The sequence below is a fragment of the Bacillus sp. CDB3 genome (assembly GCF_002081505.1).
Taxonomy (GTDB): Bacteria; Bacillota; Bacilli; order Bacillales; family Bacillaceae_G; genus Bacillus_A; species Bacillus_A cereus_AT.
Map to the genome: position 1 here is coordinate 209,069 of NZ_ALBR01000097.1, position 25,576 is coordinate 234,644.

A 25,576-nucleotide genomic window follows, 5' to 3' on the forward strand; every position below is an offset into this window, starting at 1 on the left:
TTGTCAATGGTGTTGTTTATGAAATTATTTTTTGTTTTAGTATGCACAGCTACTGAAAGTGGAGTCATAAAAGAACAATGTATTCATGTGAAGCGACCTAATATTTGGAAGTTGCTAGATGTCGAAAAATGTTGATTTTTGAATATTTTTTGAATATAATTCGGTTTATGGATAAAAGGAGGGGGATAATTGTATGAATATGTTAGAACAATTCGTTTCATCAACGAATACAATTCTTTGGTCATATATTCTTATTGCAATGTTAATTGGTTTAGGGCTTTATTTTTCTATTAAATTAAAATTTGTACAAATTACTCATTTAGGGGAAATGATTCGATTAATGAGTGATGGGTTAACTGGTAAGACACGTAAAAAAGGAAGTGTATCGTCATTCCAAGCGTTCTGTATGAGTTCAGCAGCTCGTATTGGTATCGGGAACTTAGCGGGGGTAGCGCTAGCTATTTCTATGGGAGGACCTGGAGCTGTATTTTGGATGTGGGTTATTGCGATTATTGGGGCGTCTTCAAGTTTCGTAGAAAGTACGCTTGCGCAAATTTATAAAATAAAAGATGGCAGTGGCTTCCGTGGTGGTCCTGCTTATTATATGGAAAAAGGTTTAAATAAACGTTGGATGGGAATTTGGTTCTCTATCCTTATTACAATTAGTTACGGTTTAATTTTCAACTCAGTACAAGCAAATACAGTTACATTAGCATTTAAAAATGCATTTGGTATTGAGCGTTATGTTGTAGGGATTGTACTTGCGGTATTAGTTGCGGTTATTATTTTTGGTGGTGTGAAAAGTATTGCGCGTATGTCAGAAATGATTGTTCCGCCGATGGCAATTGTTTATATTGCAGTAGCTATTTTCGTTGTTATTAAAAATTATTATTTAATACCGGATATGTTTACAGAAATCTTTAAAGGTGCATTCGGTTTAGATTCAGCTGTAGGTGGCGGTATTGGTGCTGCAATGAAGTTTGGTATTCAGCGCGGATTATTTGCGAATGAAGCAGGTATGGGTAGTGCACCGAATGCGGCTGCAACAGCGGATGTAACACATCCAGCTAAACAAGGATTTATTCAAACGATTGGAGTATTAGTAGATACATTTTTAGTATGTACATCAACAGCATTTATCGTACTATGTTCTGGTGCATATAAAGCAACGAATTTAGAAGGTATTGAATTAACACAAAATGCATTAAGTTCACAAATCGGTTCGTGGGCAAGTAGCTTCTTAGCGATTATCATTTTCCTATTTGCTTTCAGCTCACTTCTAGGAAACTACTATTATGGTGAAACGAATATTGAATTCATTAAACAAAGTAAAACTTGGTTAACAATTTACCGTATTGCGGTAGTGGGAATGGTATTATTCGGTTCTGTTGCGACGCTTCAAGTTGTATGGAATATGGCAGATTTATTTATGGGTCTAATGGTAATTACAAACTTAATTGCGATTACACTTCTTGGGCGATTCGCGTATGCAGCATTAGCGGACTATGTGAAACAAAAGAAACAAGGGAAAGATCCAGTATTCAGTGCAGATTCTATCCCTGGTTTAACGAACACAGAGTGTTGGGATAAGCCGGCGGTAACTGATAAAGAAAAAGCAGTATAATAAAAAACGAGCATCGAGACGAATTCGATGCTCGTTTTTTTGTTGTGATTAATGATATTAAGGCTAAAAGACGATTGATATAATGTCTATAAAAAATGCGGATGTTATAATTGTTAACATTACCATGTTATGAAACCTAACATGTTTTTGTCGAAAATTCTTGATTACTAAAAGTTTTTAGAATATAATTTTCTTATTGTTAGGAAGAGGGGGCAATACAAGTATGGATTTTTTAGCTAAGGTAATTGGGGATGTGAATAATGTCCTTTGGTCATATATCATTATTGCGATGTTAATTGGATTAGGACTTTACTTTTCGTTTCGTGTGAAATTTGTCCAAATTCGTTACTTCGGAGAAATGATTCGCCTACTTGGGGACGGGGCAAGTTCAAAGACAAGAAAAGCGCAAAAAGAAAAAAGTGGTGTATCATCATTCCAAGCATTTTGTATGAGTACAGCTTCTCGTGTAGGGACTGGTAACTTAGCTGGTGTAGCTATTGCAATCTCAGCGGGTGGTCCAGGTGCTGTATTTTGGATGTGGTTAATCGCGGTAATTGGGGGTGCCTCTGCATTTGTAGAGAGCACATTAGCGCAAATTTATAAAGTGAAAGATGGGAATGCATTCCGTGGTGGCCCAGCGTATTATATGGAAAAAGGATTGAAAAAACGTTGGCTAGGGGTTGTCTTCTCTGTTTTAATAACAGTGAGTTTCGGATTAATTTTCAATGCCGTGCAGTCAAACACAGTAGCGGCGGCTTTTGATGGAGCATTTAACACAGATGGTAAGTTTGTAGGTCTGTTTATGGCTGGTTTACTTGCAATCATTATTTTTGGTGGGGTTAAGCGAATTGCTCGTGCAGTTGAAATGATTGTTCCAGTAATGGCAATTATATATGTAGCAGTTGCATTATTCGTTGTTGTAACAAACATTACGGCAATTCCGTATGTATTTAAAGAAATTTTCTTACATGCTTTCGGAATTAAAGAAGTAGTAGGCGGGGGATTAGGAGCTGCGATTTTACTAGGGGTAAAACGTGGATTATTCTCAAATGAAGCTGGTATGGGTAGTGCGCCGAATGCAGCTGCGACTGCAAACGTAACGCACCCAGTTAAACAAGGTTTCATTCAAACTTTAGGGGTATTTACAGATACATTATTAATTTGTAGTTGTACAGCATTTATTATTTTATTATCAGATGTGCCTGGAGCGGCTGATTTAAACGGAATTCAATTAACTCAACAAGCATTAAGTCAACATATCGGACCGTGGGCTTCTATATTTGTAGCAGTTGCAATTTTCCTATTTGCATTTAGTTCATTAGTAGGTAACTACTACTATGGTGAAACAAATATTGAGTTTTTAAATGGAAGTAAAGTTTTACTAAATGTTTATCGTATTGCTGTACTTGGTATGGTTATGTTAGGTTCTGTAGCAACAATTCAAATTGTTTGGGACTTAGCAGATTTATTCATGGGTATTATGGCTGTCATTAACTTAATTGCGATTGTATTCCTTTCTAAGTATGCTTTTGCAGCATTATCAGATTACGTAAAGCAAAAGAAACAAGGAAAAGATCCAGTCTTTTATGCGGAGTCTATTCCAGGTTTAAACAATACAGAGTGCTGGGACAAGCCAGTAGTAGCAGACAAAGAAAAAGCTGTATAATAAAGTGAAACTTTAATCAGTGGAGTTTTACTGTTCGGCAAATAGCGGGATAAAAGGTTGAACGAGCATCAGAGAAATTTGATGCTCGTTTTTTTGTAGTAATAAATGAGGGGAAGAGGGAAAAGACGAACATTAACGAGGGTTTTATAATAAAATGTAATTTTTTTAAGAAAATTGCGGATGTGAGTTGTAATTTGTGTTAGAATGGAAAATGGCTTTGAGACAAGAGATTTTATGGTTTTTCATATCCGATGGAAGGTTTTGAAGGGGAAATGGAAAGTTCGGATTATTTCTTGTTTTAAGTAGTCAGACGTTCAACGTTAATGAAGAGTTAAATGGAGGATTTTATTAATGAAGTTTGTTATGTTTCTTGTAGGATTACTTGTTGTATTCGTACTCGGTTTTCTTATAAGTTCTGATCGTAAGAAGATTAAGTATAAACCAATCGCGATTATGCTTGTTATTCAGCTAGCGTTAACGTATTTCTTATTAAATACGCCAATTGGTTATATTTTAGTAAAAGGAATTTCAGATGGATTTGGAGCGCTTCTTGGATATGCGGAATCTGGAATCGTTTTCGTATTTGGTGGTCTTGTTAATAAAGGAGAGGTTTCATTCTTCTTAACAGCTTTATTACCAATCGTATTCTTTGCCGTTTTAATTGGAATTCTGCAACACTTTAAAATTTTACCGATATTTATTCGTGCCATTGGTACTTTGCTAAGTAAAGTAAATGGTTTAGGGAAATTAGAATCATATAATGCAGTAGCGGCTGCAATTGTTGGACAAGCAGAAGTATTTATTACAGTAAAAGATCAGTTAAGTAAAATCCCAAAACATCGTTTATATACACTATGTGCATCTTCAATGTCGACAGTATCGATGTCGATTGTTGGTTCTTATATGAAAATGATTGAGCCAAAATATGTAGTAACAGCACTTGTATTAAATTTATTTAGTGGTTTCATTATTATTCATATTATTAATCCGTACGATATTACGGAAGAAGAAGATACACTGAAGTTAGAAAATAAGAAAAAGCAGTCATTCTTTGAAATGTTAAGCGAATATATTATGCTTGGTTTCACGATTGCGATTACGGTAGCAGCAATGTTACTTGGTTTCGTAGCGTTAATTACAGCAATCAATAGCTTGTTTGATTCAATGTTCGGTATTACATTCCAAGCTATTTTAGGTTATATTTTCTCTCCATTAGCATTCGTAATGGGTATCCCGCAATCAGAAATGGTAACTGCGGGACAAATCATGGCAACAAAATTAGTATCGAACGAATTTGTTGCGATGCTTGATCTAGGAAAAGTAGCTGGTGAATTATCAGCTCGTACAGTAGGTATTCTTTCTGTATTCCTTGTATCATTTGCAAACTTCTCATCTATCGGAATTATCGCAGGTGCAACGAAAGGGATTGATGAAAACCAATCAAACGTTGTTTCATCATTCGGATTACGACTTGTATACGGTGCGACATTAGTAAGTCTTTTATCGGCGATTATCGTTGGTGTTATGTTATAAAGTGAAACTTTAATCAGTGGGGGACTTTATCCCCCGCTGATTATTAGTTGAACCAATCGGGTTTTTACGGGCAGTTAATCACCCACCTAACTTCTTTGGTTTCTCTGAATTTTAAGGTGGGGTCTTACTGCCCGTTAAAGCGGGGTAAAAAAGGATGGTCCTAGTTCATAGCTAGGGCTATTTTTTATGGTTAAATTACATAAAAAAACCAATTAATTAGGAATATATTAACATATAAAAATCTTTTAAAATTTATATTGCATTTCGCCTAGATAACGCTTACAATTTGATTTGTAGGTGGTATCAATTTCAGACTTTCAAGTATGGTAGGAGAGAAGAGGCTACCTTTTATAAATTGCAATTTATGTAAACGCTTACTGATTTTAGATAACAGTTGAATAATATTTAGGGGTTTTAAATTTTTTAACATCAATGGTCAGACGTCATTCGTTATACGTTATACGACCGATAACTCGTGGGAGAAGTGGAGGATTCACATATGAAAATAGTAATGTTTCTAGTCGGTTTACTTGTAGTGTTTGTACTAGGTTTCCTTATCAGTTCAGATCGTAAGAAAATTAAATATAAACCAATTGCACTTATGCTTGTCATTCAATTGGTACTTGCGTATTTCTTACTAAATACAAAGATCGGATTTGTATTAGTAAAAGGGATTGCAGATGGATTTGGCGCTATTTTAAAATTTGCGGAAGCAGGGGTTAATTTCGTATTTGGTGGTCTAGCAAATGATGGACAAGCACCATTCTTCTTAACAGTATTATTACCAATTATTTTCTTAGCAGTACTAATTGGGATCTTACAACACATTAAAGTTTTACCGATTATCATTCGTGCAGTCGGTTTCCTATTAAGTAAAATTAACGGCTTAGGAAAACTAGAATCATATAATGCAGTAGCAGCTGCAATTGTTGGTCAAGGTGAAGTATTCATTACGGTAAAAGATCAACTAAGCAAATTACCGAAAAATCGTTTATACACACTTTGTGCATCTTCAATGTCAACAGTATCGATGTCAATCGTTGGTTCTTATATGAAAATGATTGATCCAAAATATGTAGTAACAGCACTTGTACTAAACTTATTCAGTGGATTCATTATCGTTCATATCATTAATCCATATGATGTGAAAGAAGAAGACGATATTTTAGAATTACAAGAAGATAAAAAGCAAACATTCTTTGAAATGTTAGGCGAATATATTATGCTTGGTTTCTCTATCGCTGTAACAGTAGCGGCGATGTTAATCGGTTTCGTAGCATTAATTACAGCAATTAACGGTGTATTCGATTCAATTTTCGGAATCACATTCCAAAGTATTTTAGGATATGTCTTCTCACCATTAGCATTCGTAATGGGTATTCCAACATCAGAAATGCTAACAGCAGGACAAATTATGGCAACGAAATTAGTAACGAACGAGTTTGTTGCAATGCTTGACCTTGGAAAAGTAGCTGGTGAGTTATCAGCTCGTACAGTAGGTATTTTATCTATCTTCCTTGTATCATTTGCGAACTTCTCGTCTATCGGAATTATCGCAGGTGCAACGAAGAGTATCGATGGCAAACAAGCAAACGTTGTATCTTCATTCGGATTAAAACTTGTATACGGTGCAACGTTAGTAAGTATATTATCAGCGATTATCGTTGGGGTTATGCTTTAGTAAATAGTAAAGAAGTCGTTTATCTCTCGCCTAGAGGGATAAACGACTTTTTTTGTTTTGGTATGATACATATAATAGTGCAGCGAGGGGGAATTAGGTTGAAAGAACGGGATGTTTTAAGGGAGCTTGATGAGGTTATAGAGAACATTGATCATTTAACTGGAGAAGATGCTAGGGCGTTTTTGAAATTCATACATGGATATTTAAGCATAGTAGAAGAAGGGGATGGGACTTTTACTCATAGTGACTTTGTTGAAAAAGTTTCAAGCCTTTATAAGAAGGATTTGGCTAAGGTTATTGAGCTTAGAGAAGAAATAAAAAAATCACCTTAATCCATTCATTAAGGTGATTAAAAGTATTATTCAGCTGGAGGCGTAAATGTACGTTTCTCCAATTCAGCATCTAACATAAATAGTGCGTTTGAATCGCTTGTAATACGTTTTAATTTTTGGATGATGCTATCGAATGAAGCTTCTTCTTCTACTTGCTCATCAACGAACCATTTTAAGAATGTAATTGTTGCGTGCTCACGCTCATCCCAAGCGATATCAGATAAGTTGTAAATACGCTTCGTTACTTCACGCTCGTGCTCAAGTGCAACTTCAAAAGCGTTCAGTACAGATTCATATTCGTTATTCGGATTATCAAAGCCAGTAATAATAGCTCGCTCGCCGCGGTCATTAATGTAGTTGTAAAGCTTCATTGCGTGGAAACGCTCTTCTTCAGCTTGTACAAGGAAAAAGTTAGCGAATCCATCATAGCTCTCAGCTGTACAGTAAGCAGCCATTGCCATATAAGCGTGGGCAGAGTAAAATTCAAAGTTCATTTGATCGTTTAGTGCGTCGTGCAATTTTTTAGATAACATAAAATCCCCCTTATTATTGTGACAAGAATATTATATCATAATTGATAATATTCTCATTTAGATGTTTCGAACCTTTTCGAAAGCTTTGTGACGTGTGCTTCCATAATGTCTTGTAAATCTAAATCATATTTTTGTGAAAGAATAATAAGATTAGATAGTACATCACCAAGTTCTTCTTTTAGTTCTTGTTTTAACTCTTCTTCTGTTTTCGCGTCTTCATCAGGGCGATCACGGCCAATTTCAATAGCGCGAACAACTCGTGAAACTTCCCCAACTTCCTCTGTTAAGAAATTTAAGCGAATAAAGGAATTATACTGTGACCAGCTTCGTTTTTCGTAAAATTCCTCCACCCATCTTTGAAATGCGACGATATCCATTTCTTCCTCATCCCTTCAATATGTTGTACAATATTCATTGTATCATAACAATATATAGTTTCGGGGTGTAGGAATGAGAAAGATTTGTGTGTTTGCAGGTTCGAATTTAGGGGAGAGAACAGAGTTCAAAGAGCAGGCAATTGAATTAGGAAAAATGTTTGTTGAGAACGACTATGAGCTCGTATACGGTGGTTCATGCGTTGGATTAATGGGAGAAGTAGCAAATGAAGTTCTTCGCTTAGGTGGACGTGTAACAGGTGTTATGCCACGCGGTCTATTCCGAGGAGAGATTGTGCATACAGGATTAACAGAACTAATTGAAGTAGAAACGATGCATGAGCGCAAGGCGAAAATGGCAGAGCTTGCGGATGCTTTCATTGCATTACCAGGTGGATACGGAACGTTTGAAGAGCTATTTGAAGTTGTCTGTTGGTCACAAATTGGTATACATAATAAGCCGGTTGGTTTATTGAACATAAAAGACTTTTACGGACCAATTTTGCAAATGGTTGAACGTGCAGCAGAAGAAGGCTTTATGAATCCATCAAATAAAGAGTTGATCGTTTCAGCTGAGACGGCAGATAAACTAATTCATGAAATCCAAAATTATGAGCGTCCTGTTTTGGGGACTAAGTGGAAGCAATTATCATAGTATATTTTTATAGTGATTTATAGAAACACATGTCTTTTTAATCGTCAAAAGGTATGTGTTTTTAATTTAGTTAAATATATTAATGTCGAGATGTAATGTTTTTTTGAAAAGGAGAAATAGATGGAGGAGTTTATATATTTACGTCCTGTTTTTAAAAGTATTTTAGCAGCGTCTATTCTTGTTATGCTAATTGTTTTAAGGCAGAAGAAAGAGTTGATTAATGAATTTTCGCTTTGGTTTATTTCGGTTATATGTATTGGTGTTTCTGCGATAACACTTGTTATGCTAGGGTTTATTGCTGATGAATATAGTTTAGGTGGCGATGTGCAGTCTTCTAATATGTTTATTGGGATTGTTTTGATCAGTGGTCTAAATTTCGTTATTTACTATAGACGGAAATAAAAAGGAAGGCATTCCATATTACTTTGGAATGCCTTTATCATTTTGATTACTTTGTTTTTTATACAGGTACCAGCCACCCCAGCCGCCACCAATCGCTACAACAACGAGGAACGCATAGTCTTTAACCTCGACACGTATATTGAAAATATTAGCTATGAGTAAGAGAATCCCAACTGTGATTAATGCAAAAAATGCTCTAATTAAGTAGTCTTTCAACTGAACCACTCCCGTCATTTAAGTAGTAAATGATGAATTTGGAAAAGCTTTTTGGATCTATTTTACTAAAGGGTGTTTCCTATATTTTAACATAAAGTGAAACTTTAATCAGTGGGGGGGCATCCCCCATTGATTATTAGCCCACACCAATCGGGCTTTTATGGGCAGTTGATCCACCGCCTATCTTCTTTGCTTTCGCTGAATTTTGAGGTGGGGATCTTACTGCCCGTTAATGCGGGATAAAAGAGATTGTAATATATTGATAAAAGTAGGGGAGAAGGGTGCTATTATTGTCGTGAATTGTCGGTAAATCGATATATTGGAAAAATCGCTGATATATTTGACGAAATCGCCGATATAATTGGAAAATCGCTGGTATAAATTTCATGTACTGATACGCACAACAACTCCATAGAAAAAAGCGACTCTGAACGAGCCGCTTCTGCTTTAACTTTATTATCCAGCTCCGGTGTCTAGAATGTTCGGTGGCTTCGCTTTTTCCTGCGAGGCAAAGAGCGCCTCTACGTCAAAAGCTCCATCCTCCTCACATTCTGAGCGAGCCACCTCCGCTTTAACTTTATTATCCAGCTCCAGCGGCTAGAATGTTCGGTGGCTTCGCTTTTTCCTGCGAGGCAAAGAGCGCCTCTACGTCAAAAGCTCCATCCCCCTCACATTCTGAGCAAGCCGCTTCCGCTTTAAAGTGATATCCAGCTCCAGCGGCTAGAATCTCCGGTTATTTCGCTCTCTCGCTCGAAGCAAAAAGCGCTTCAAGGTCGAGAGCTCCAATGTCCTGCGATTCTGAACGAGCCGTTTCCGCTTTTAATCTATTATTGATTCAAGAACGCACGTAGCATCCAAGCGTGTTTTTCTAGTTCTGTGTAGATACCTAGTAGTAGGTCAGATGTCATTTCGTCGTCAGATTCTTGAGCGATTTCCATACCTTTTTTCAGTTCGCCTAGCATCATTTCGTAGTCTTTCATGATTGCTTCGACCATCCCTTCTGCAGTTTCTCCGTAAGCTGCTTCTTGGATAGAAGATAGTTCTAAGTATTCTTTCATTGTTGCTACTGGTTTGCCGCCAATTGCTAAAATGCGTTCTGCAATTTCATCGATGTGAGTAGCTGATTCTGTGTAAAGCTCTTCAAATTTCTCATGTAATGTGAAGAATTGAGGTCCTTTTACGTACCAATGGAAGTTGTGTAGTTTTGTGAATAAAACGCTCCAGTTTGCTACTTGTTTGTTTAATGCTTCGATTACTTGTTTGTTCATTATGATCAATCTCCTTTTGAGTTGTTATGTTATACCAATTACTAATTTATAATTATTATAATCTAGTAATTTGTATAAATCAACCCTTTTGCTGGAATTAATTTGAACAAATTATGAACTGTTGTAAATAAAAATCCCTATTACTGTGAAGTAATAGGGATTTTATTTAAGATATGGCTCTTGTTCTGAACGAGCCGCTTCCGCTTTAAGAGATATCCAGCTCCAGCGGCTAGAATCTCCGGCCATTTCGCTCTCTCGCTCGAAGCAAAAAGCGCTTCAAGGTGGAGAGCTCCAATGTCCTGCGATTCTGAACGAGCCGCTTCCGCTTTTAATCGTTATACAGCTTTTTTATTCTCTTCTACATCCTGTCCATCCCAGCACTCTGTATTCTGTAAGCCAGGGATAGAACTTGCAACGAAAACAGGATCTTTTCCTTGTTTCTTTTGCTTTATATAGTCTACTAATGCCGCATAGGCGAACTTGCTAAGGAATGAGATGGCAATTAAGTTTGTAAATACCATTAGTCCCATAAAGAAATCAGCTAAACTCCAAACCGTTTGAAGGGCAGCGATAGATCCGAAGAACACCATTCCGACAACTGCAACACGATAAATCAGTAACCATGTTTTGCTTTCTTTAATGAATGCGATATTTGTTTCACCATAATAGTAGTTTCCTAGTAAAGAACTGAAAGCGAATAGGAAAATAATAATCGCTAAGAAAGTACTTGCCCACGGTCCAATTTGTGAACTTAATGCTTGTTGTGTTAATTCAATACCTTCTAAATTGGATCCTTTGTAAAGTCCAGAGCATAATACGATAAACGCTGTTGATGTACATACTAAGAATGTATCTACGAAAACACCTAATGCTTGAACAAGTCCTTGTTTTACAGGGTGAGATACATCTGATGTTGCTGCTGCATTAGGAGAGCTACCCATACCTGCTTCTGTTGCGAATAAACCGCGCTGAATTCCGAATTTGATTGCTGCTCCAATACCACCAGCGATAGCTTGGTCTAAACCAAATGCGCTGTTAAATATTTCTGTAAAAATGCTTGGTAACATATTGAAGTTGTTAATAACGACAAAAATAGCCACACCAATATAAACAATCGCCATTGGAGGAACAATCATTTCTGTAATACGTGAAATGCTCTTGATACCACCAAAAATAATAACTGCAACTAGTAAAGCTAGTAGAGCTCCTACGATCGTTCGCTCTAATCCAAAAGCATTTTCAAACGCTATTGTTACTGTATTTGCTTGTACTGAATTGAAAATTAATCCGTACGCAACTGTAATGAGAAGTGAAAACCAAATCCCCATCCAACGTTTATTTAAACCTTTTTCCATATAGTAGGCAGGGCCACCACGGAAACCACGACCATCTTTTACTTTATAAATTTGCGCGAGCGTACACTCTACAAAACTAGTAGCTGCTCCGAGAATCGCGATAAACCACATCCAAAATATTGCACCAGGTCCTCCCATTGAAATTGCTAGTGCTACACCAGCTAAGTTCCCGATACCGATACGTGCTGCTGCACTTAAGCAAAATGCTTGGAATGGAGAGATGCTATCTTTCTTTTTTTCTTTTCGATTAAATCCTTTACTAATTAAACTGACCATCTCACGGAAATGAGTAATTTGGACAAATTTTAATTTGAAAGAGAAATAAAGACCGAAGCCGATTAACATTGCAATAAGAATATATGACCATAAAATATTATTCGTTACCTCAAGGAATCTGCTAAAGATATCAACCATATAATACACTTCCTTTTTTTCGTAATAAGAAAATTATATGCAAAAAATATACCGGAATCAATTTTTCTAAAAAATTATGTTACTTAAATGCTTTTTATGTTATGATTATGTTACATCGTAATATTTTTAGAATTATTTACATTTTAAAAAACTAAATTTAAAGCGAAAAAGAGGGGATAATTTGAAAGAAGAATCTTTATTGAAAGTAAGTCTTAAGAGTTTGAAAATGAGAAGTAATTTATTTTTCATCATTACATCTTTAAGTATCTTTTTAGGAGCCACTTATTATTACAATAAAAGATTTCCAAATCATAGGTATCCTGAATGGTTAGAATTTCTAAAATTGATTGGATGAATAAAAGACAGAAAAACAGAAAATTTAAATAAAAATTGTTGAGGAGGAGCTAAATATGAATATTAGAGAAAGCGAACTTCCAGGTATTGGTTATAAGTTTCAGATTGTTACGAAAGGTAACGAAAAAATGGTGATTGTCATTCATGATGATGGGCGTAGAGAAATGTATCATTTTGATTCAGATCATGAAGAAAGTCTATCAAGTATTTCACTACGTGACTCAGAGGCAAGACAAATTGCAGCAATATTAGGTGGAATGGTATATAAGCCTAGGGCATTAGAAAATGTTGAAATGGTTTTTGAAGGTTTAGCGATTGAGTGGTTCAAAGTGGAAAATAACGCTCCAGCAATCGGAAAAACAATTGGCGATCTTGAAATAAGAAAAACATATAGCGTAACGATCATTGCAGTTATGAAAAAGAATATGAAAAAGCTATTTAATCCAGGACCAGAAACAGTAATTGAAGAAGGAGATATGCTTGTAGTTTCGGGTGAGAGAGAAGAAATTAAAAAAATTATTAATGAGTTACTTTCGAATAGGGGGACTGACTAGATGGATACTTTAATTTTTGAAGTTGGTACAGCTTTAGTTTTAGTAGCAATTGCGGCAGTAATCGCTGGAAAGTTTAAATTCTCAGTAATTCCTTTTCTAATCGTTCTTGGTATGTTAGTAGGACCGCATGCGCCGACAATAGGTGTTATCGATCTCAAATTTATTGAAAGTGCAAGTGTAATTTCCTTCCTTGGAAGGATTGGAGTTCTGTTCCTTCTTTTCTATCTAGGATTAGAGTTTTCGATGAAAAAACTAATTAAATCTGGACGTTCGATTGCGATTGGCGGAACGATTTATATTTTAATTAACTTTTCACTTGGATTATTATACGGGTTTATAATGGGATTCCCGTTACTTGAAATCTTAATTATTGCGGGTATTATTACGATTTCTTCTAGTGCTATCGTTGCAAAAGTATTAGTTGATTTAAGAAGAACTGGTAATAATGAAACCGAATTAATTTTAGGAATTATTATGTTTGAAGATATATTCCTTGCTGTATATTTATCAGTCGTCTCAGGTTTAGTCCTTGGGGATCACGCTTCCTTCTTAGGTGCTCTCACTTCGATTGGGATTGCTTTAGGATACATGCTTCTATTCTTTATTGTGGCTAGAAAAGCTACTCCGTTATTAAATAAATTGCTCAATATTAGTTCTGATGAAATCTTTATTATTGTAGTATTTGCTTCGTTGTTCTTTATCGCTGGTTTTTCAGAAACAATTCACGTTGCAGAAGCAATTGGAGCACTTCTTTTAGGCTTAGTTTTCTCTGAGACAGAGCATAGTGACAGAATTGAACATCTCGTTGTTCCATTTAGAGACTTTTTCGGAGCTATTTTCTTCTTCAGTTTCGGATTAAGTATCGATCCGTTTTCATTAGGCGGGGCGATATGGTTAACGTTAGGTGCTGTACTTCTTACAATCATCGGAAACTTTGTAGCAGGGATGATTGCAGGACGACAAGCTGGATTATCTCATAAAGCGTCAACAAATATTGGATTAACAATCGTTTCAAGAGGAGAATTCTCCATCATTATGGCTAATATCGGTATCGCCGGTGGTTTAATGTCAGTACTGAAACCATTCTCAGCACTATACGTGCTTATACTATCGATCTTAGGTCCACTTCTGACGAAAGAGTCAAAGAATGTATATAAATTTTTAAATAAAATCTTTAAGTGGGATACGAAGACTAGATAAATTTAAAAAAATAAAAGTACAAGATATTTACTGCTTGTACTTTTATTTTTTGCAATGAAAACAGTAAAGAGAGGTAAATGATGTTAGGAGAGTTGATTCATTCAGTTTTAGTTTTTCTAGAAGGACTTGGTTATTGGGGAATTATGCTTGGATTAATGCTAGAGGTTATCCCAAGTGAAATCGTATTATCTTATGCAGGTTATTTAGTATCAACAGGAAGCATTACATTTTGGGGCGCTGTCGCGTTCGGTACAATTGGTGGTGTAATCGCACAACTATTCATTTATTGGATCGGTCGATACGGAGGAAGACCTGTTCTTGAGCGATATGGAAAATATATTTTAATTCAAAAGAAACATATTGATTATGCTGAAGCGTGGTTTAATCGTTACGGAACTGGTGTTATTTTTACAGCGCGTTTTATTCCTGTTGTGCGTCATGCTATTTCGATACCAGCGGGTATTGCGAAAATGTCACATGCTAAGTTTATTACGCTAACTACACTAGCTGTTATTCCATGGTCAATTGTATTTGTATATTTAGGTTTTAAATTAGGATCAGAGTGGGAAAGTATTAATAAAGTAGCTGGGCCATATGTGAAATATTTTGCGCTTGCTGCTATTGTTTGTGCAATTGGTTATTTTATATTAAAAAAAATGATGAAAAAAAAGTGATTACGGAAAAAGAATCTATGCTGACATAGATTCTTTTTTATTGTCATTTTTTAAAGAGTGAAAGAGTATGTTTAATATTTTACATATTGTGGCATACATATAGGAAAAGGGATTTTGGGAAGGGGATTATAGAAAAATGGAACTCCAGTTTCAAAATGTATATCAACAAGTTGAGAATTGGTATGTGTTGGATTCGGAGCTTCCTTGGGATGTCAAAAAGTTAAGAAATGATTTGTTTTCTCTTATTGAAGTAAGTGCAACGCCAGTTATTTTTTGTGATACGTGTGATGCGAATCATGTACTTTTATCATTAGGAGAAGAAGAAGAGGAGTTTTTATTCCCGGTAGGTGGTTTTTATCATAAAGAAAAACAATTAATTTTCGTCTGTATGTGGGAAGAGTATGAGCAAGTGCTCAAAACGCTATTGCATGAATTCAGGCATGCGATGCAGCATAAGGACGATGTACTATATGTTGGACATGAACGATACGAAGAAAGATGGATCGAGAAAGATGCGAGGCATTTCGCGGAGAGGAAGCTAGATGAATATAAAAATAGAAATTTAATCTGAAGCATAGTGGAGAAAGGTCGCTGTGCTTTTATTTTGTCGCTAATTAAAAATAAGTAGTTGACCTTTATTAAGTTTAGTTCTAAACTAATAGTATCAAATGAGCGAGGTGATGGAATGAAAGCAGAGGAAAGACTTGGATTACTATTATGGTTTCGTTTATCACGCTTTTATAATAGAAGTATTCGTGAGACGAATCAGCATTTGAAAAAGTGGAATGTATCTGCTGCTCAGTTTGATGTATTAGTTCAAGTTGGAGGACACGATCGTTTAACGCAGCAAGAGCTTGGAAATAAGTTATTTGTTACGAAAGGAAATGTTACTCAACTTTTAAATAAGATGGAGCAACTCGATTGGATTCAGCGTGAACAAGAAGGTACAACGAAATATATTTCGTTAACAGAAGAGGGAAAAGTTCTATATGAAGAAATAGTCCCGCCGCAAGAAACATTTCAAGCAGAACAATTTGATAAGTTAAATAGAGAAGAACAAAAACAATTATTAGAATTACTGAAGAAGTTGCAGTGATAAAAATTAAAAATAATTATCTCGATTTCGAGATAATATGAGGTGAAGGATATGTTTAGAAAAGTTGATCATAAAAATATGGGAAGAGCAAATCACGGGTGGTTAAATACACATTTTCATTTTTCTTTTGCAAATTATTATAATCCAAACAATATGAATTTTGGAGCAGTACGTGTTATGAATGATGATTTAATAGCGGCACAAACTGGTTTTGATATGCATCCGCATCGTGATATGGAGATTATCTCTTACGTTATAGATGGTGAATTGACACATGAAGATAGTATGGGGAACCGAGGGACAATTGAGCGTGGGCATGTTCAATATATGAGTGCAGGTACTGGTGTATTTCACAGTGAGCATAACTTAGGAAGTGAAACATTACGTTTATTGCAAATTTGGATTTTACCGGACCGTGATGGTCATAAACCGAACTATGGTGAGTTTAAATTTGATTGGAGTAAACGTGAAAATGAGTGGTTCCATATGGTATCTCCTTCTGATGGAGATGCACCAATTCATATTCACCAAGATGCAAATTTATATTCTTTATCATTAGAGGCTGGTAAAGAAATTCATTTTCCTGTTCAAGAAGGACGTCAATTATACCTTGTACAAATTGAAGGTAGTGGCGTTGTGAATGGTGAAACACTCGTAGCGCGTGATGCAGCGGAGGCTGTAGAAGAGGATGTTCACATTCAAGCAAAAGAGAAATCTCACTATTTAGCAATTGAAATGAAAATACAATAAAGTGAAACTTTAATCAGTGGAGAGGTATTCATCCCACACCAATCGGGCTTTTACGGGCAGTTAGTTAATGCGGGATAAAACAAGATTTTAATTTGTGGTGATTTTTCAGTATATGAATAACGGGATGAAAAGTTAGAGGAAAGAGGACATCGAAAAAAGATGTCCTCTTTTTTATACGTTGAATTATCAGAAAAAACTTTCTCAATTTTTGGAAACAGGTATTAGGAGGAATGTTCAGAATTCTATAAAGGTGTCAAAAACTTTTAGGGGAATGGGGAGTGTTAGATTGAAAAAGCAAGTAGTTTCATCAGCATTAGCGTTATCCGTTGTTATTGGGGGATTTGGGGCATTTGGAGCAACAAAAACACAAGCGGAAGAGCAAAAAATCCAGTATCACCAAGAGTTTAAAACGCCAGCTTACATAGGTGAAGAATGGAAAGCACCGGAAGGACTAGATAAAAAAGAGACGGTCTTTCAATATTTAGAGAGCAAAAAAGATATGTTTAAACTAGCGGGAAACATTGACAAACATTTCAATGTCGTTGGGGAAGAAAAAGATGCTGAATCTGGTACGACACATGTGAAGTTAGTTGAGAAACATAATAACATTCCTGTGTATGGTTCAGACCAAACGGTTACGCTAGATAAAGAGAATAATGTAAAGGCATTCTTCGGGCAAGTTATTCCGAATTTAGAGGATAAAAATATTCCTGCATCTGCAAGTATTAGTGCGGAACAAGCAGAAACGATTGCCAAAGCTAATATTGAGAAAGAGATTGGTAAAGTAAAGAATTATGATGGTGTGAAAAAAGATTTATATGTGTATGAAAAAGATGGTCAATATTATCTTGCATATCTTGTAAAAGCATCGGTTTCAAAACCAGCCCCAGGATATTGGCATTACTTTGTTGATGCAACAAATGGAAATGTTATTGAGAAATATAATGCGGTAGATAATATTACTGGATTTGGTTACGGAGTATTAGGCGCTAGACAATCATTTGAAATTGCTCAAGATAAGAAAACAGGAGCGTTCAACTTATTTGATGGTACACGAGGACAAGGTGTCCATACATTTGATGCAGAGAATATGGATGAAAACTGGTTTAATTTATTCTCACAAATTCTTGGATATACAGGAGAAGAAATTGCAAGTAAATCTAAGTTCTTCGAAGATAAAGCGGCAGTTGATGCGCATGTGAATGCAGGTAAAGTATATGATTACTACAAAAAGACATTTAACCGTAACTCTTTCGATGATAAAGGTGCGAAACTTATTTCTACTGTTCACGTAGGTGAATCTTGGAATAACGCAGCTTGGAACGGTATTCAGATGATGTATGGTGATGGCGATGGCAAGACATTCATTCCATTATCTGCTGGACTTGATGTTATCGGTCACGAATTAACGCATGCTGTAACTGAGCATACAGCAAACCTTGTATATAAAAATGAATCAGGTGCGTTAAATGAATCGTTATCTGACATTATGGGTGTCATGGTTGAGAAGAAGAGCTGGGATTTAGGTGCTGATATTTATACACCTGGTAAGCCTGGTGATGCACTTCGTTCTCTGAAAGATCCAGCATCTATTCCAAATCCATTAAAACCTGGTGAAGGTTACCCAGATCATTACAATAAACGTTATACTGGAACAGCTGATAATGGCGGCGTTCATATTAACAGTAGTATTAATAATAAGGCAGCGTATTTAGTATCTGATGGCGGCACTCATTACGGTGTGAAAGTAACTGGAGTAGGCCGTGAAGCAACAGAAAAAATTTATTACCGTGCTCTTACTAAATATTTAACTGCAAACTCTGACTTTAAAATGATGCGTCAAGCAGCACTTCAATCAGCAGAAGATTTATACGGTAAAAACTCTAAAGCTGTACAAGCTGTAACAAAAGCTTATGACGCTGTAGGAGTAAAATAATAAGAGAAAAAAGACCTGACTGGATTGTCAGGTCTTTTCCTTATTTAATCACGAACACCTAATGCGATTTTTGCCATTCGTGACATACGTTCTTTTGTCCACGGTGGATTCCATACAACATTTACTTCTATTTCATTTACTTCAGGTACGTTCGTTGATAATACTTTCTTAACGTCGGATACGATTTGGCCAGCCATTGGACAACCGATAGAAGTCATCGTCATTGTAATGACAGCATTATTATTTTCATCCGCTGTAACGTCATAAACTAATCCGAGATTGATAATATCAACACCTAATTCAGGGTCAATAACAGCTTCTAAGTTGGCATATAACTTTTCTTCAAATGCTTGTTGTGACATGTGTAGCACCCCCTAAGTATTAATGATATCGATTCTCATTATAACGGATATGCGTATAAAGTGCAGGAAATGAGCTCAAAAAAATATTCCTCCCTGAGAAACAAAAATTATAGCGGATAATGGAAAAGGGCAGATGAGTACAAGTGAATGTTATTAAAATATATACATTTATATATCAAAAATTCTTAAATAAAAATAAGAAATCCTATTGTAATTTGAAATAACATCATGTATACTTCTAATTAGTTGATAACGATTATCACTATCAACTAAAACATTACTCTTCGTTATGTTGGTCATACCCCTTTTTGACGACGTAAGTCAGAGACAAAATGTTGAAATATCTTGTGTCCTATTCTACAGAATTATGGTAATCTCCAACCTCAACTTATATGCGTAAGCATGCAAAAAAGGATCCTATCCGTGAAGGGATCCTTTTTTGCATGTTGTCGCAATTAATGTATATAGACCGGGTATACGTTCTTCAATTCCTTCCGGTGAAGTAGAAGGGAAGACCCACCTTTGATGAGATCCGTGTTCTTCAATTAGTTTTTCAATTTTAAAATTCTCTTCCGCGAGCGTTGTAATAATTTCTCCTAACGTCCAGCGACGGATGGTTGTTTTCGGTAAAGCCTCTTTCTGCGTTTCTGTAAGAAGAGTGCTGTAAGCAACGTCATCTTCAATAAGTTCTTCATCGAAATAATTTCCATTTGCTCGAAATGATGGATGATCTACTCCTAATAATTTTGTATAAACGGGATGATAGTCACGCAGTATAAATGTCCCATCTTGTTTTAGTAAGTGAGAGATTATATGAAAGAGTGGCTTTAAGTCTAAGAAGTAATGGAGCACGCCAAGTTCCAGTAACACGATATCAAATGATTGAGATAGATTTAAATCTAGTACATCGGAAACGATATACTGAATAGAGACGCCAGCAGCCGCGGCTAGTTCGGTTGCATATTTTTCATTACTTGCTGAAATGTCTACAACGGTTACATCGGCTCCTAAAAGAGCAAGAGCAACTGCTTTGTTACCTTTTGATCCGAGTAAATTAATAATACGCTTTCCTTTTGGAGATTGTATGTAAGGTAAATAGTAGGAGACTTCATGAACAGGATCTTGCATGAGCTTTTTTGCATATTCTGTCGGTGTGCCGTGACGATTCGTCCAAGCTTCATAAGCAGCTGCATTCCAACTTTTTTCATTTATCGTGCTTAGTTGTTTTTGATTCAATTTTATCACTCCTTTTGTGGACTTATAGTTATTCGGTGAGTGAGTAGGATTTCCTGTTTTTTTGAAAAAAGTTTGATTTTTCTGGTATTAAGTCGTAAAATACGTGTTATACATAAAAGCGTTGAAAAGGAAAAGTAGAATGGAACCATTCTTTCCAGAGAGCTTCGGTAGCTGAGAAGAAGCAAGAATATTCATTTGAACAATGGCCTTTGAGCTTCGTCCTGAACTTATCAAATGATAATAGTAGGCGGCGACGAGAGTTGGTTCTCGTTATCAAAACCACAGTATAAGAGCATGAATAGCTCCGTACTTGTTAAGGTTAGTTATGTGAATGACTGACGAAATAAGGTGGTACCGCGACTGTTTATACAGCCCCGCCCTTATCTTTTTTAAGATAAGGGCGGGGCTTTTTATATTTTAAAGGAGGAATATAAGATGAGTATTTTTATTGGAGGCGCTTGGCCGTATGCAAATGGTTCGTTACACCTTGGACATATTGCTAGTTTGTTACCTGGAGATATTTTAGCACGTTATTACCGGACAAAAGGTGAGAATGTGTTGTATGTTTCGGGAAGTGATTGTAATGGAACACCAATTACAATTAGAGCAAAACAAGAAGGTGTGACGGTGAAAGAAATTGCTGATAAGTATCATGAAGAATTTAGTCAATGTTTTTATAAACTTGGTTTTACGTATGATTGCTATACACGTACAGATAGTGAGCATCATCATGAAACTGTTCAAAAAGTCTTTTTGCGTTTATTAGAAGAAGGCTATATTTATAAAAAAGTAGTTGAACAAGCTTATTGTGAAACGTGTACGCAATTTTTACCAGATCGTTATGTAGAAGGCGTTTGCCCTCATTGCCATGAAGCAGCAAGAGGAGATCAATGCGATGCTTGTTCAGCCATCTTAGATCCACTCGATTTGTTAGAAAAGAAATGTAAGTTATGCGGTAGTACGCCATCAGTACAGGAAACAGAGCATTTCTATTTTGCATTGCATAAATTTCAGCAGCAAATTAAAGCGGCTGTAGAAATTGCAAAGCAGAAAGGAACATGGCGCGACAATGCAATTCAATTAACAGAGAGATATTTAAAGGAAGGATTACAAGATAGGGCAGTATCACGTGATTTACCAATTGGGGTACCAATTCCGGTGGAAGGATATGAAGATAAGAAAATTTACGTATGGATTGAAGCGGTGACAGGATATTATTCAGCGAGTAAACACTGGGCTGAAGAAACAGAGAAAGCTGATCAAGAGTTTTGGGATAGAGATGCGAAAACATATTATGTACATGGTAAGGATAATATTCCGTTTCATTCAATCATTTGGCCAGCGGTATTACTTGGAATAGGAGAAGAAGCGATCCCGCGTCATATCGTTTCGAATGAGTATTTAACAGTAGAAAAAAGAAAGTTATCGACAAGTAAAAACTGGGCAGTATGGGTACCTGATATATTGGAACGCTATAATCCAGATTCTATTCGTTACTTTTTAACAGTGAATGCACCAGAAAATCGTGATACTGATTTTTCATGGCGTGAATTTATATACAGTCATAATAGTGAATTGTTAGGTGCATATGGGAACCTTGTGAACCGAACATTAAAGTTTATTGAAAAGTATTATGATGGCATTGTGCCGAAGGGAATTATTAATGTAGAGCTGAAGGAGAAGATAGAAGGATTATATAAAAATGTAGGGGAATTGATTGAGCAAGCAAAATTTAAGGTGGCATTAGAGACAATATTTGATGCAGTACGTTTTGCAAATAAATACTTTGATGAACAGCGGCCTTGGAAACAAAGAGATGATGCCCCAGCTTCATGTGAAGAAACGATTTATAATTGTGTTTATCTTATCGCTAATTTTGCAAATCTCCTTGAACCGTTTTTACCATTTTCAAGTGAGAAAGTTAGAAACACATTGTCGATTGTTAAACGAAATTGGGAACCTCAAAATACGTTACCGAATAGAATTGATAGCGTGCAGCCATTATTTGAACGAATTGATGTAAAACAAATTGAGCATGAGATAGAGAAGTTATATGGAGCGGTAAAGTGAGGTATAGAAAAAAGACCTTTCAAGTAAATGAAAGGTCTTTTTCTATGCACTATGCACACGATTATGTTTTTTTTCTTTCCTAGCAGTAAGCAGTTGTGGTGTGAAAATACCGAGTAATATAAACACAATTCCTATCCACTGCATGAGCGATACAACTTCATGAACAAGTGTAATAGAAGCGATAATTGCTGTTGGTAATTCAGCTGCACCTAATATTGTACCAAGCCCCGTTCCGACTTTCGGTACACCAATTGAAAAACAAATGACAGGTACAATAACTCCAAACAGTCCAAGGAAGAAAGCATATTTCCATAGGCCTGCTTGTAAAGCGCCGTCCGTTAAAAAGGTAGGCGGGAAAAATAAACATACAATAAGAGTAGCACTGGTTGTCATAAGAAAGCTTTTCGTATAAGGCGGAACATCTGTAGCGACGCGCCCGCTTGCAAATACATAGAATGAGAAAGAGACGGCAGCTAATAGCCCGAAGATAATACCTTTCGTCGAAAAGTTTTGTCCAAGTCCTTCAAATACTCCACCAGCAAACAATGTACCAGTAAACAAAATAATAATAGATATAACTTTTTCACGGCTTGGGAATATTCGGTTGGCAATCGCTTCGATGACTACACCAATCCAAGTGAACTGAAAGAGTAAAACGACAGCGATAGAGGCTGGCAGTTCTTCTACCGAAATAGCATAGAAAATACCTGTCATACTCATGGTTGTGCCAACTGTTAGTAACGAAAAGAATTGTTTTTTTGATACTTTATGACGTGAAAAGAAAAGGACGAGTAAAAGTAGGCCAATCCACCCGAAGACATATTGTCCTCCTAGTAGTTGGTGTGCTGAAAATCCGTCGATGAATCCGAGTTTAAAAATAGTTGAAAGTACGCCGTAGCTACAAGCGCCGAATAAAACTAATAATGAATACTTAAATTTCTCCATGAGAAACCCTCCTTATATAAAGTGAAACTTTAATCAGTGGGGGTTTTGTTTATCCTTCACTGATTATTAGCCCGCACTAATCGGGATAAATAAAAAACGCCCGTTATCCTAATAAGGACAACGGGCGAACGAAACAGAGTAAGAGACTCTACAAAATTCCGCCACTCATACGAAGTATGAGTTTGGGTTATGAAATTATAGTAGTAGTTTACATTGCTTTTGGAAAGACAATTGAGCATTTTACACCTTGAGGTGTGTTTTGTATTCCATAAGGAAACTGATGTTTATCTAGTATTTGTTTTACAATATATAATCCAAGACCGCTACCTTGTACTAAACCGTTGTTTCCAGGATTAGCGCGATAGAAAGGTTCAAATAAATGAGCGAGTTTGTCCTCATCAATTTGTGAACCTGTATTTAAAACCTCTAATGCGTAACCGTTCGGTTTTTCATAAAGCTTTATATATACATGCTGATGATCGATTGTATATTGAATTGCATTTGAAATAATATTAAAAATAGCAGTTTGAATAAATTTAGAATCAGCTAAAATTTTTACATCTTGTTTAATGTTAGATTGAACAGTTAATTGCTTTACAGATATAAAATAATCTACTTTCCTCATAACGTCCTCAATGATGTTAGATAGTGAAATAACTTCTAAATTCGGTTTGAATTGAGGATTTTGTATTTTGGATAATTCTGACATCTTTTCCGTTAATATGTTAATATCTTGCATCATCTCGTAGGATCGTTTTAGATATTTGTCTCTATCTTTGTATGCACCGATTCCGTGAATCATGCCATCTAGTTGTCCCATAACGGCTGCGATAGGTGTTTTTAATTCATGGGATACCATAGACATAAATTCTTTACGAGATTGTTCTAATTGTTGTTCTTTCTTGAGCTCATTTCGTAAATCTTTATTTGTTTCATGTAGATTCTTCACAATAGTTGGGACTTGTGAAGCCGCTACTTGCAAGTTGAAATCTGTTTGATCTGTATTTTTGTTAGGTGATTGTTTACCTGAAAAGTCCAGATTTATAATATCTTTTAAAGTATCACTCATATATTGAAAAGGTTTGGCAATTAGTTTGGCATAAATTAAAGAACCGAGCAGAGATAATGCAAGCATTGTTGCAGCAATATTTGGAGCTAATTGTTGCAAGGTATCTGCTAAACTTGGACTATCATGTGCTTCATTTGTTTTCTTTGCTGCATTTTGTGTATGTAAGGAAGTAGTGTTAGCGGCTGTTTGTTCCGCCTTAGTATGTAATTCAGTTTTGTTACTTTCCCCCGAAAGATTTGCTGCATTTTCTTTTGCAGTTGCAGTTTGGCTAGGTTGCAAAAGATGATTAATAGCTGTAGAGAGTGTTTTGAAATCTATAATAGATGACTGGAAGTTTGAGATGCTACCCTCTGAAACAACTTTATTTTCTTCTCTTTTATTTTGTTCATTTTTCGTAACTGAATCCGCATGTTCCGCAGTTTGAGTTTCAGGTTTTTTCGCATAATGCTCTTTATCATAGTTTAAAGCTAGAAAATAAATAATTTGATACAGGCAAAGTGATAAAAGAACACAAAACAATAAGGTTTTGATGAAAATATTTTTGGTGATGTTGTCCTTACTATGCTTCGATTTTGTAGCCAATGCCTTTCACCGTTTTAATATAAGGGATCCCCAATTTTTTTCTTAAATTTTTAATATGTGTATCTATAACTCTTACATCACCATAATGTTCATAGCCCCATACCTTATTTAACAAATCACTTCTTGATAATACTTTTCCTCGATTTTGTAACAAAGTATATATAATCTCAAATTCTTTAGTTGTTAGTTCAATTTGATTGCCATGAACATAAGCCGCATATGCTGTAGAATTTAACATCAATTCATGGAATTGTAGTATAGTTGCAGTTTCGGCTTCCTTCGTTGTTGTCCTTCTTAATACAGCTTCTACGCGTTTAATAAATACCGTGTAATGGAACGGTTTCGTAATATAATCATCAACGCCCAACTCAAACCCTTTAATTTCACTTTCTTCATTATGTAAGCCTGTTAACATAATGATTGGTACATCAGACTGGCCTCGTATAATTTTACAAATACTATAACCATCTATATCTGGTAACATTACATCGAGGAGGACAAGGTCGTATGAATTTTTTTGGAAAAGAAGAATTCCTTCCGTTCCAGCGCCAACCACATCAACGGTGAAATTTTGGGCAGTTAAAAATTCACGAATAAGTTCTTGTATATCTGGGTTGTCTTCAATCACCAGTATATGCGTCATAGTAACACCTCCTAAATAACGCTTTTATTGCAATATTCAAATTCTTCATTTT

The 25,576-nt window shown here is 35.8% G+C and carries 25 protein-coding genes and 1 other annotated feature; of the genes, 15 read left to right on the plus strand and 10 right to left on the minus strand.

Translation table 11 applies throughout. The annotated features are described in order from the left end of the window. Positions 1-193 precede the first annotated feature (193 nt). The 5 genes from CDB3_RS25200 (at position 194) to CDB3_RS25220 (ending at position 6,836) form a co-directional block, all read left to right on the plus strand. Positions 194-1,624 carry an alanine/glycine:cation symporter family protein gene (locus CDB3_RS25200; protein WP_128856359.1) on the plus strand — a complete coding sequence of 477 codons (1,431 nt, stop codon included), beginning with the start codon at positions 194-196 and terminating at the stop codon, positions 1,622-1,624. Positions 1,625-1,847: 223 nt separating this feature from the next. After that, on the plus strand, positions 1,848-3,290 hold the full coding sequence (locus CDB3_RS25205; protein ID WP_128856360.1) for an alanine/glycine:cation symporter family protein: 1,443 nt from the start codon (positions 1,848-1,850) through the stop codon (positions 3,288-3,290). 351 nt (positions 3,291-3,641) lie between these two features. Next, positions 3,642-4,823: a NupC/NupG family nucleoside CNT transporter gene (locus tag CDB3_RS25210; protein ID WP_128856361.1), complete on the plus strand. Its 1,182-nt coding sequence runs from the start codon at positions 3,642-3,644 to the stop codon at positions 4,821-4,823. A gap of 499 nt (positions 4,824-5,322) precedes the next feature. Beyond that, positions 5,323-6,504 (plus strand): NupC/NupG family nucleoside CNT transporter, encoded by a 1,182-nt coding sequence (locus CDB3_RS25215; RefSeq protein ID WP_128856362.1) that lies wholly within the window; start codon positions 5,323-5,325, stop codon positions 6,502-6,504. A 98-nt stretch (positions 6,505-6,602) separates the two neighbouring features. Further along, a complete protein-coding gene (locus CDB3_RS25220) occupies positions 6,603-6,836 on the plus strand; it encodes a hypothetical protein (RefSeq protein WP_128856363.1) in 234 nt (77 codons plus the stop codon). 26 nt (positions 6,837-6,862) lie between these two features. On the opposite strand, the gene CDB3_RS25225 is transcribed toward CDB3_RS25220, so the two are convergent. Further along, positions 6,863-7,369, minus strand: a complete 507-nt coding sequence (locus CDB3_RS25225) for a ferritin (protein WP_000949392.1) — start codon at positions 7,367-7,369, stop codon at positions 6,863-6,865. 53 nt (positions 7,370-7,422) lie between these two features. Then, positions 7,423-7,746: a MazG nucleotide pyrophosphohydrolase domain-containing protein gene (locus CDB3_RS25230; protein WP_000355762.1), complete on the minus strand. Its 324-nt coding sequence runs from the start codon at positions 7,744-7,746 to the stop codon at positions 7,423-7,425. A 73-nt stretch (positions 7,747-7,819) separates the two neighbouring features. On the opposite strand from CDB3_RS25230, the gene CDB3_RS25235 reads away from it, so the two are divergent. Next, on the plus strand, positions 7,820-8,398 hold the full coding sequence (locus CDB3_RS25235; protein ID WP_098362029.1) for an LOG family protein: 579 nt from the start codon (positions 7,820-7,822) through the stop codon (positions 8,396-8,398). A gap of 120 nt (positions 8,399-8,518) precedes the next feature. Next, positions 8,519-8,800, plus strand: coding sequence for a hypothetical protein (locus CDB3_RS25240; RefSeq protein WP_128856364.1), 282 nt, complete (start codon positions 8,519-8,521; stop codon positions 8,798-8,800). 18 nt (positions 8,801-8,818) lie between these two features. Here the strand turns inward: CDB3_RS25240 and CDB3_RS25245 are convergent, their stop codons facing one another. The 3 genes from CDB3_RS25245 to CDB3_RS25255 all read right to left on the minus strand — a co-directional run bounded on the left by CDB3_RS25245 (position 8,819) and on the right by CDB3_RS25255 (position 12,053). Next, positions 8,819-9,016, minus strand: a complete 198-nt coding sequence (locus CDB3_RS25245) for a hypothetical protein (RefSeq protein WP_000656312.1) — start codon at positions 9,014-9,016, stop codon at positions 8,819-8,821. Positions 9,017-9,843: 827 nt separating this feature from the next. Further along, a complete protein-coding gene (locus CDB3_RS25250; RefSeq protein WP_097832142.1) occupies positions 9,844-10,284 on the minus strand; it encodes a Dps family protein in 441 nt (146 codons plus the stop codon). A gap of 335 nt (positions 10,285-10,619) precedes the next feature. Further along, on the minus strand, positions 10,620-12,053 hold the full coding sequence (locus tag CDB3_RS25255; RefSeq protein WP_128856365.1) for an alanine/glycine:cation symporter family protein: 1,434 nt from the start codon (positions 12,051-12,053) through the stop codon (positions 10,620-10,622). Between the two features lie 410 nt (positions 12,054-12,463). Between CDB3_RS25255 and CDB3_RS25260 the strand changes: the two genes are divergently transcribed. From CDB3_RS25260 to CDB3_RS25290, 7 genes are all read left to right on the plus strand, one after another. Beyond that, positions 12,464-12,961 carry a cation:proton antiporter regulatory subunit gene (locus CDB3_RS25260; protein ID WP_128856366.1) on the plus strand — a complete coding sequence of 166 codons (498 nt, stop codon included), beginning with the start codon at positions 12,464-12,466 and terminating at the stop codon, positions 12,959-12,961. Continuing rightward, a complete protein-coding gene (locus CDB3_RS25265) occupies positions 12,962-14,161 on the plus strand; it encodes a cation:proton antiporter (protein ID WP_016135973.1) in 1,200 nt (399 codons plus the stop codon). Between the two features lie 80 nt (positions 14,162-14,241). Continuing rightward, positions 14,242-14,835, plus strand: coding sequence for an undecaprenyl phosphate transporter UptA (gene uptA / locus CDB3_RS25270; RefSeq protein ID WP_002112738.1), 594 nt, complete (start codon positions 14,242-14,244; stop codon positions 14,833-14,835). 136 nt (positions 14,836-14,971) lie between these two features. Beyond that, the gene (locus tag CDB3_RS25275; RefSeq protein WP_002159954.1) at positions 14,972-15,406 is read left to right on the plus strand and encodes a DUF3920 family protein; all 435 of its coding nucleotides are present in this window, start codon (positions 14,972-14,974) and stop codon (positions 15,404-15,406) included. A 114-nt stretch (positions 15,407-15,520) separates the two neighbouring features. Further along, the gene (locus tag CDB3_RS25280; protein ID WP_000642652.1) at positions 15,521-15,931 is read left to right on the plus strand and encodes a MarR family winged helix-turn-helix transcriptional regulator; all 411 of its coding nucleotides are present in this window, start codon (positions 15,521-15,523) and stop codon (positions 15,929-15,931) included. Between the two features lie 51 nt (positions 15,932-15,982). Then, positions 15,983-16,681, plus strand: a complete 699-nt coding sequence (locus CDB3_RS25285) for a pirin family protein (RefSeq protein ID WP_128856367.1) — start codon at positions 15,983-15,985, stop codon at positions 16,679-16,681. Positions 16,682-16,967: 286 nt separating this feature from the next. After that, entirely contained in the window at positions 16,968-18,617 is a 1,650-nt protein-coding gene (locus CDB3_RS25290; protein WP_128856368.1) for a M4 family metallopeptidase, read from the plus strand. Between the two features lie 44 nt (positions 18,618-18,661). Here CDB3_RS25290 and CDB3_RS25295 read toward each other — a convergent pair whose 3' ends face one another. Both CDB3_RS25295 and CDB3_RS25300 read right to left on the minus strand, forming a co-directional pair. Next, positions 18,662-18,979: a metal-sulfur cluster assembly factor gene (locus CDB3_RS25295; protein ID WP_070145396.1), complete on the minus strand. Its 318-nt coding sequence runs from the start codon at positions 18,977-18,979 to the stop codon at positions 18,662-18,664. 417 nt (positions 18,980-19,396) lie between these two features. Next, positions 19,397-20,215, minus strand: a complete 819-nt coding sequence (locus tag CDB3_RS25300; protein WP_128856369.1) for a class I SAM-dependent methyltransferase — start codon at positions 20,213-20,215, stop codon at positions 19,397-19,399. 112 nt (positions 20,216-20,327) lie between these two features. Next, positions 20,328-20,600: a binding site (T-box leader), on the plus strand. A 50-nt stretch (positions 20,601-20,650) separates the two neighbouring features. Here CDB3_RS25300 and metG point away from each other — a divergent pair. Continuing rightward, positions 20,651-22,285 carry a methionine--tRNA ligase gene (gene metG, locus CDB3_RS25305; protein WP_128856370.1) on the plus strand — a complete coding sequence of 545 codons (1,635 nt, stop codon included), beginning with the start codon at positions 20,651-20,653 and terminating at the stop codon, positions 22,283-22,285. A 42-nt stretch (positions 22,286-22,327) separates the two neighbouring features. Here the strand turns inward: metG and CDB3_RS25310 are convergent, their stop codons facing one another. The 3 genes from CDB3_RS25310 to CDB3_RS25320 all read right to left on the minus strand — a co-directional run bounded on the left by CDB3_RS25310 (position 22,328) and on the right by CDB3_RS25320 (position 25,524). Continuing rightward, positions 22,328-23,230 carry an EamA family transporter gene (locus CDB3_RS25310; RefSeq protein ID WP_128856371.1) on the minus strand — a complete coding sequence of 301 codons (903 nt, stop codon included), beginning with the start codon at positions 23,228-23,230 and terminating at the stop codon, positions 22,328-22,330. 208 nt (positions 23,231-23,438) lie between these two features. Next, positions 23,439-24,881, minus strand: coding sequence for a sensor histidine kinase (locus CDB3_RS25315; RefSeq protein WP_128856372.1), 1,443 nt, complete (start codon positions 24,879-24,881; stop codon positions 23,439-23,441). Further along, on the minus strand, positions 24,859-25,524 hold the full coding sequence (locus CDB3_RS25320; protein ID WP_128856373.1) for a response regulator transcription factor: 666 nt from the start codon (positions 25,522-25,524) through the stop codon (positions 24,859-24,861). Before CDB3_RS25320 ends, CDB3_RS25315 begins: the two co-directional genes overlap by 23 nt. Between the last annotated feature and the right edge of the window lie 52 nt (positions 25,525-25,576).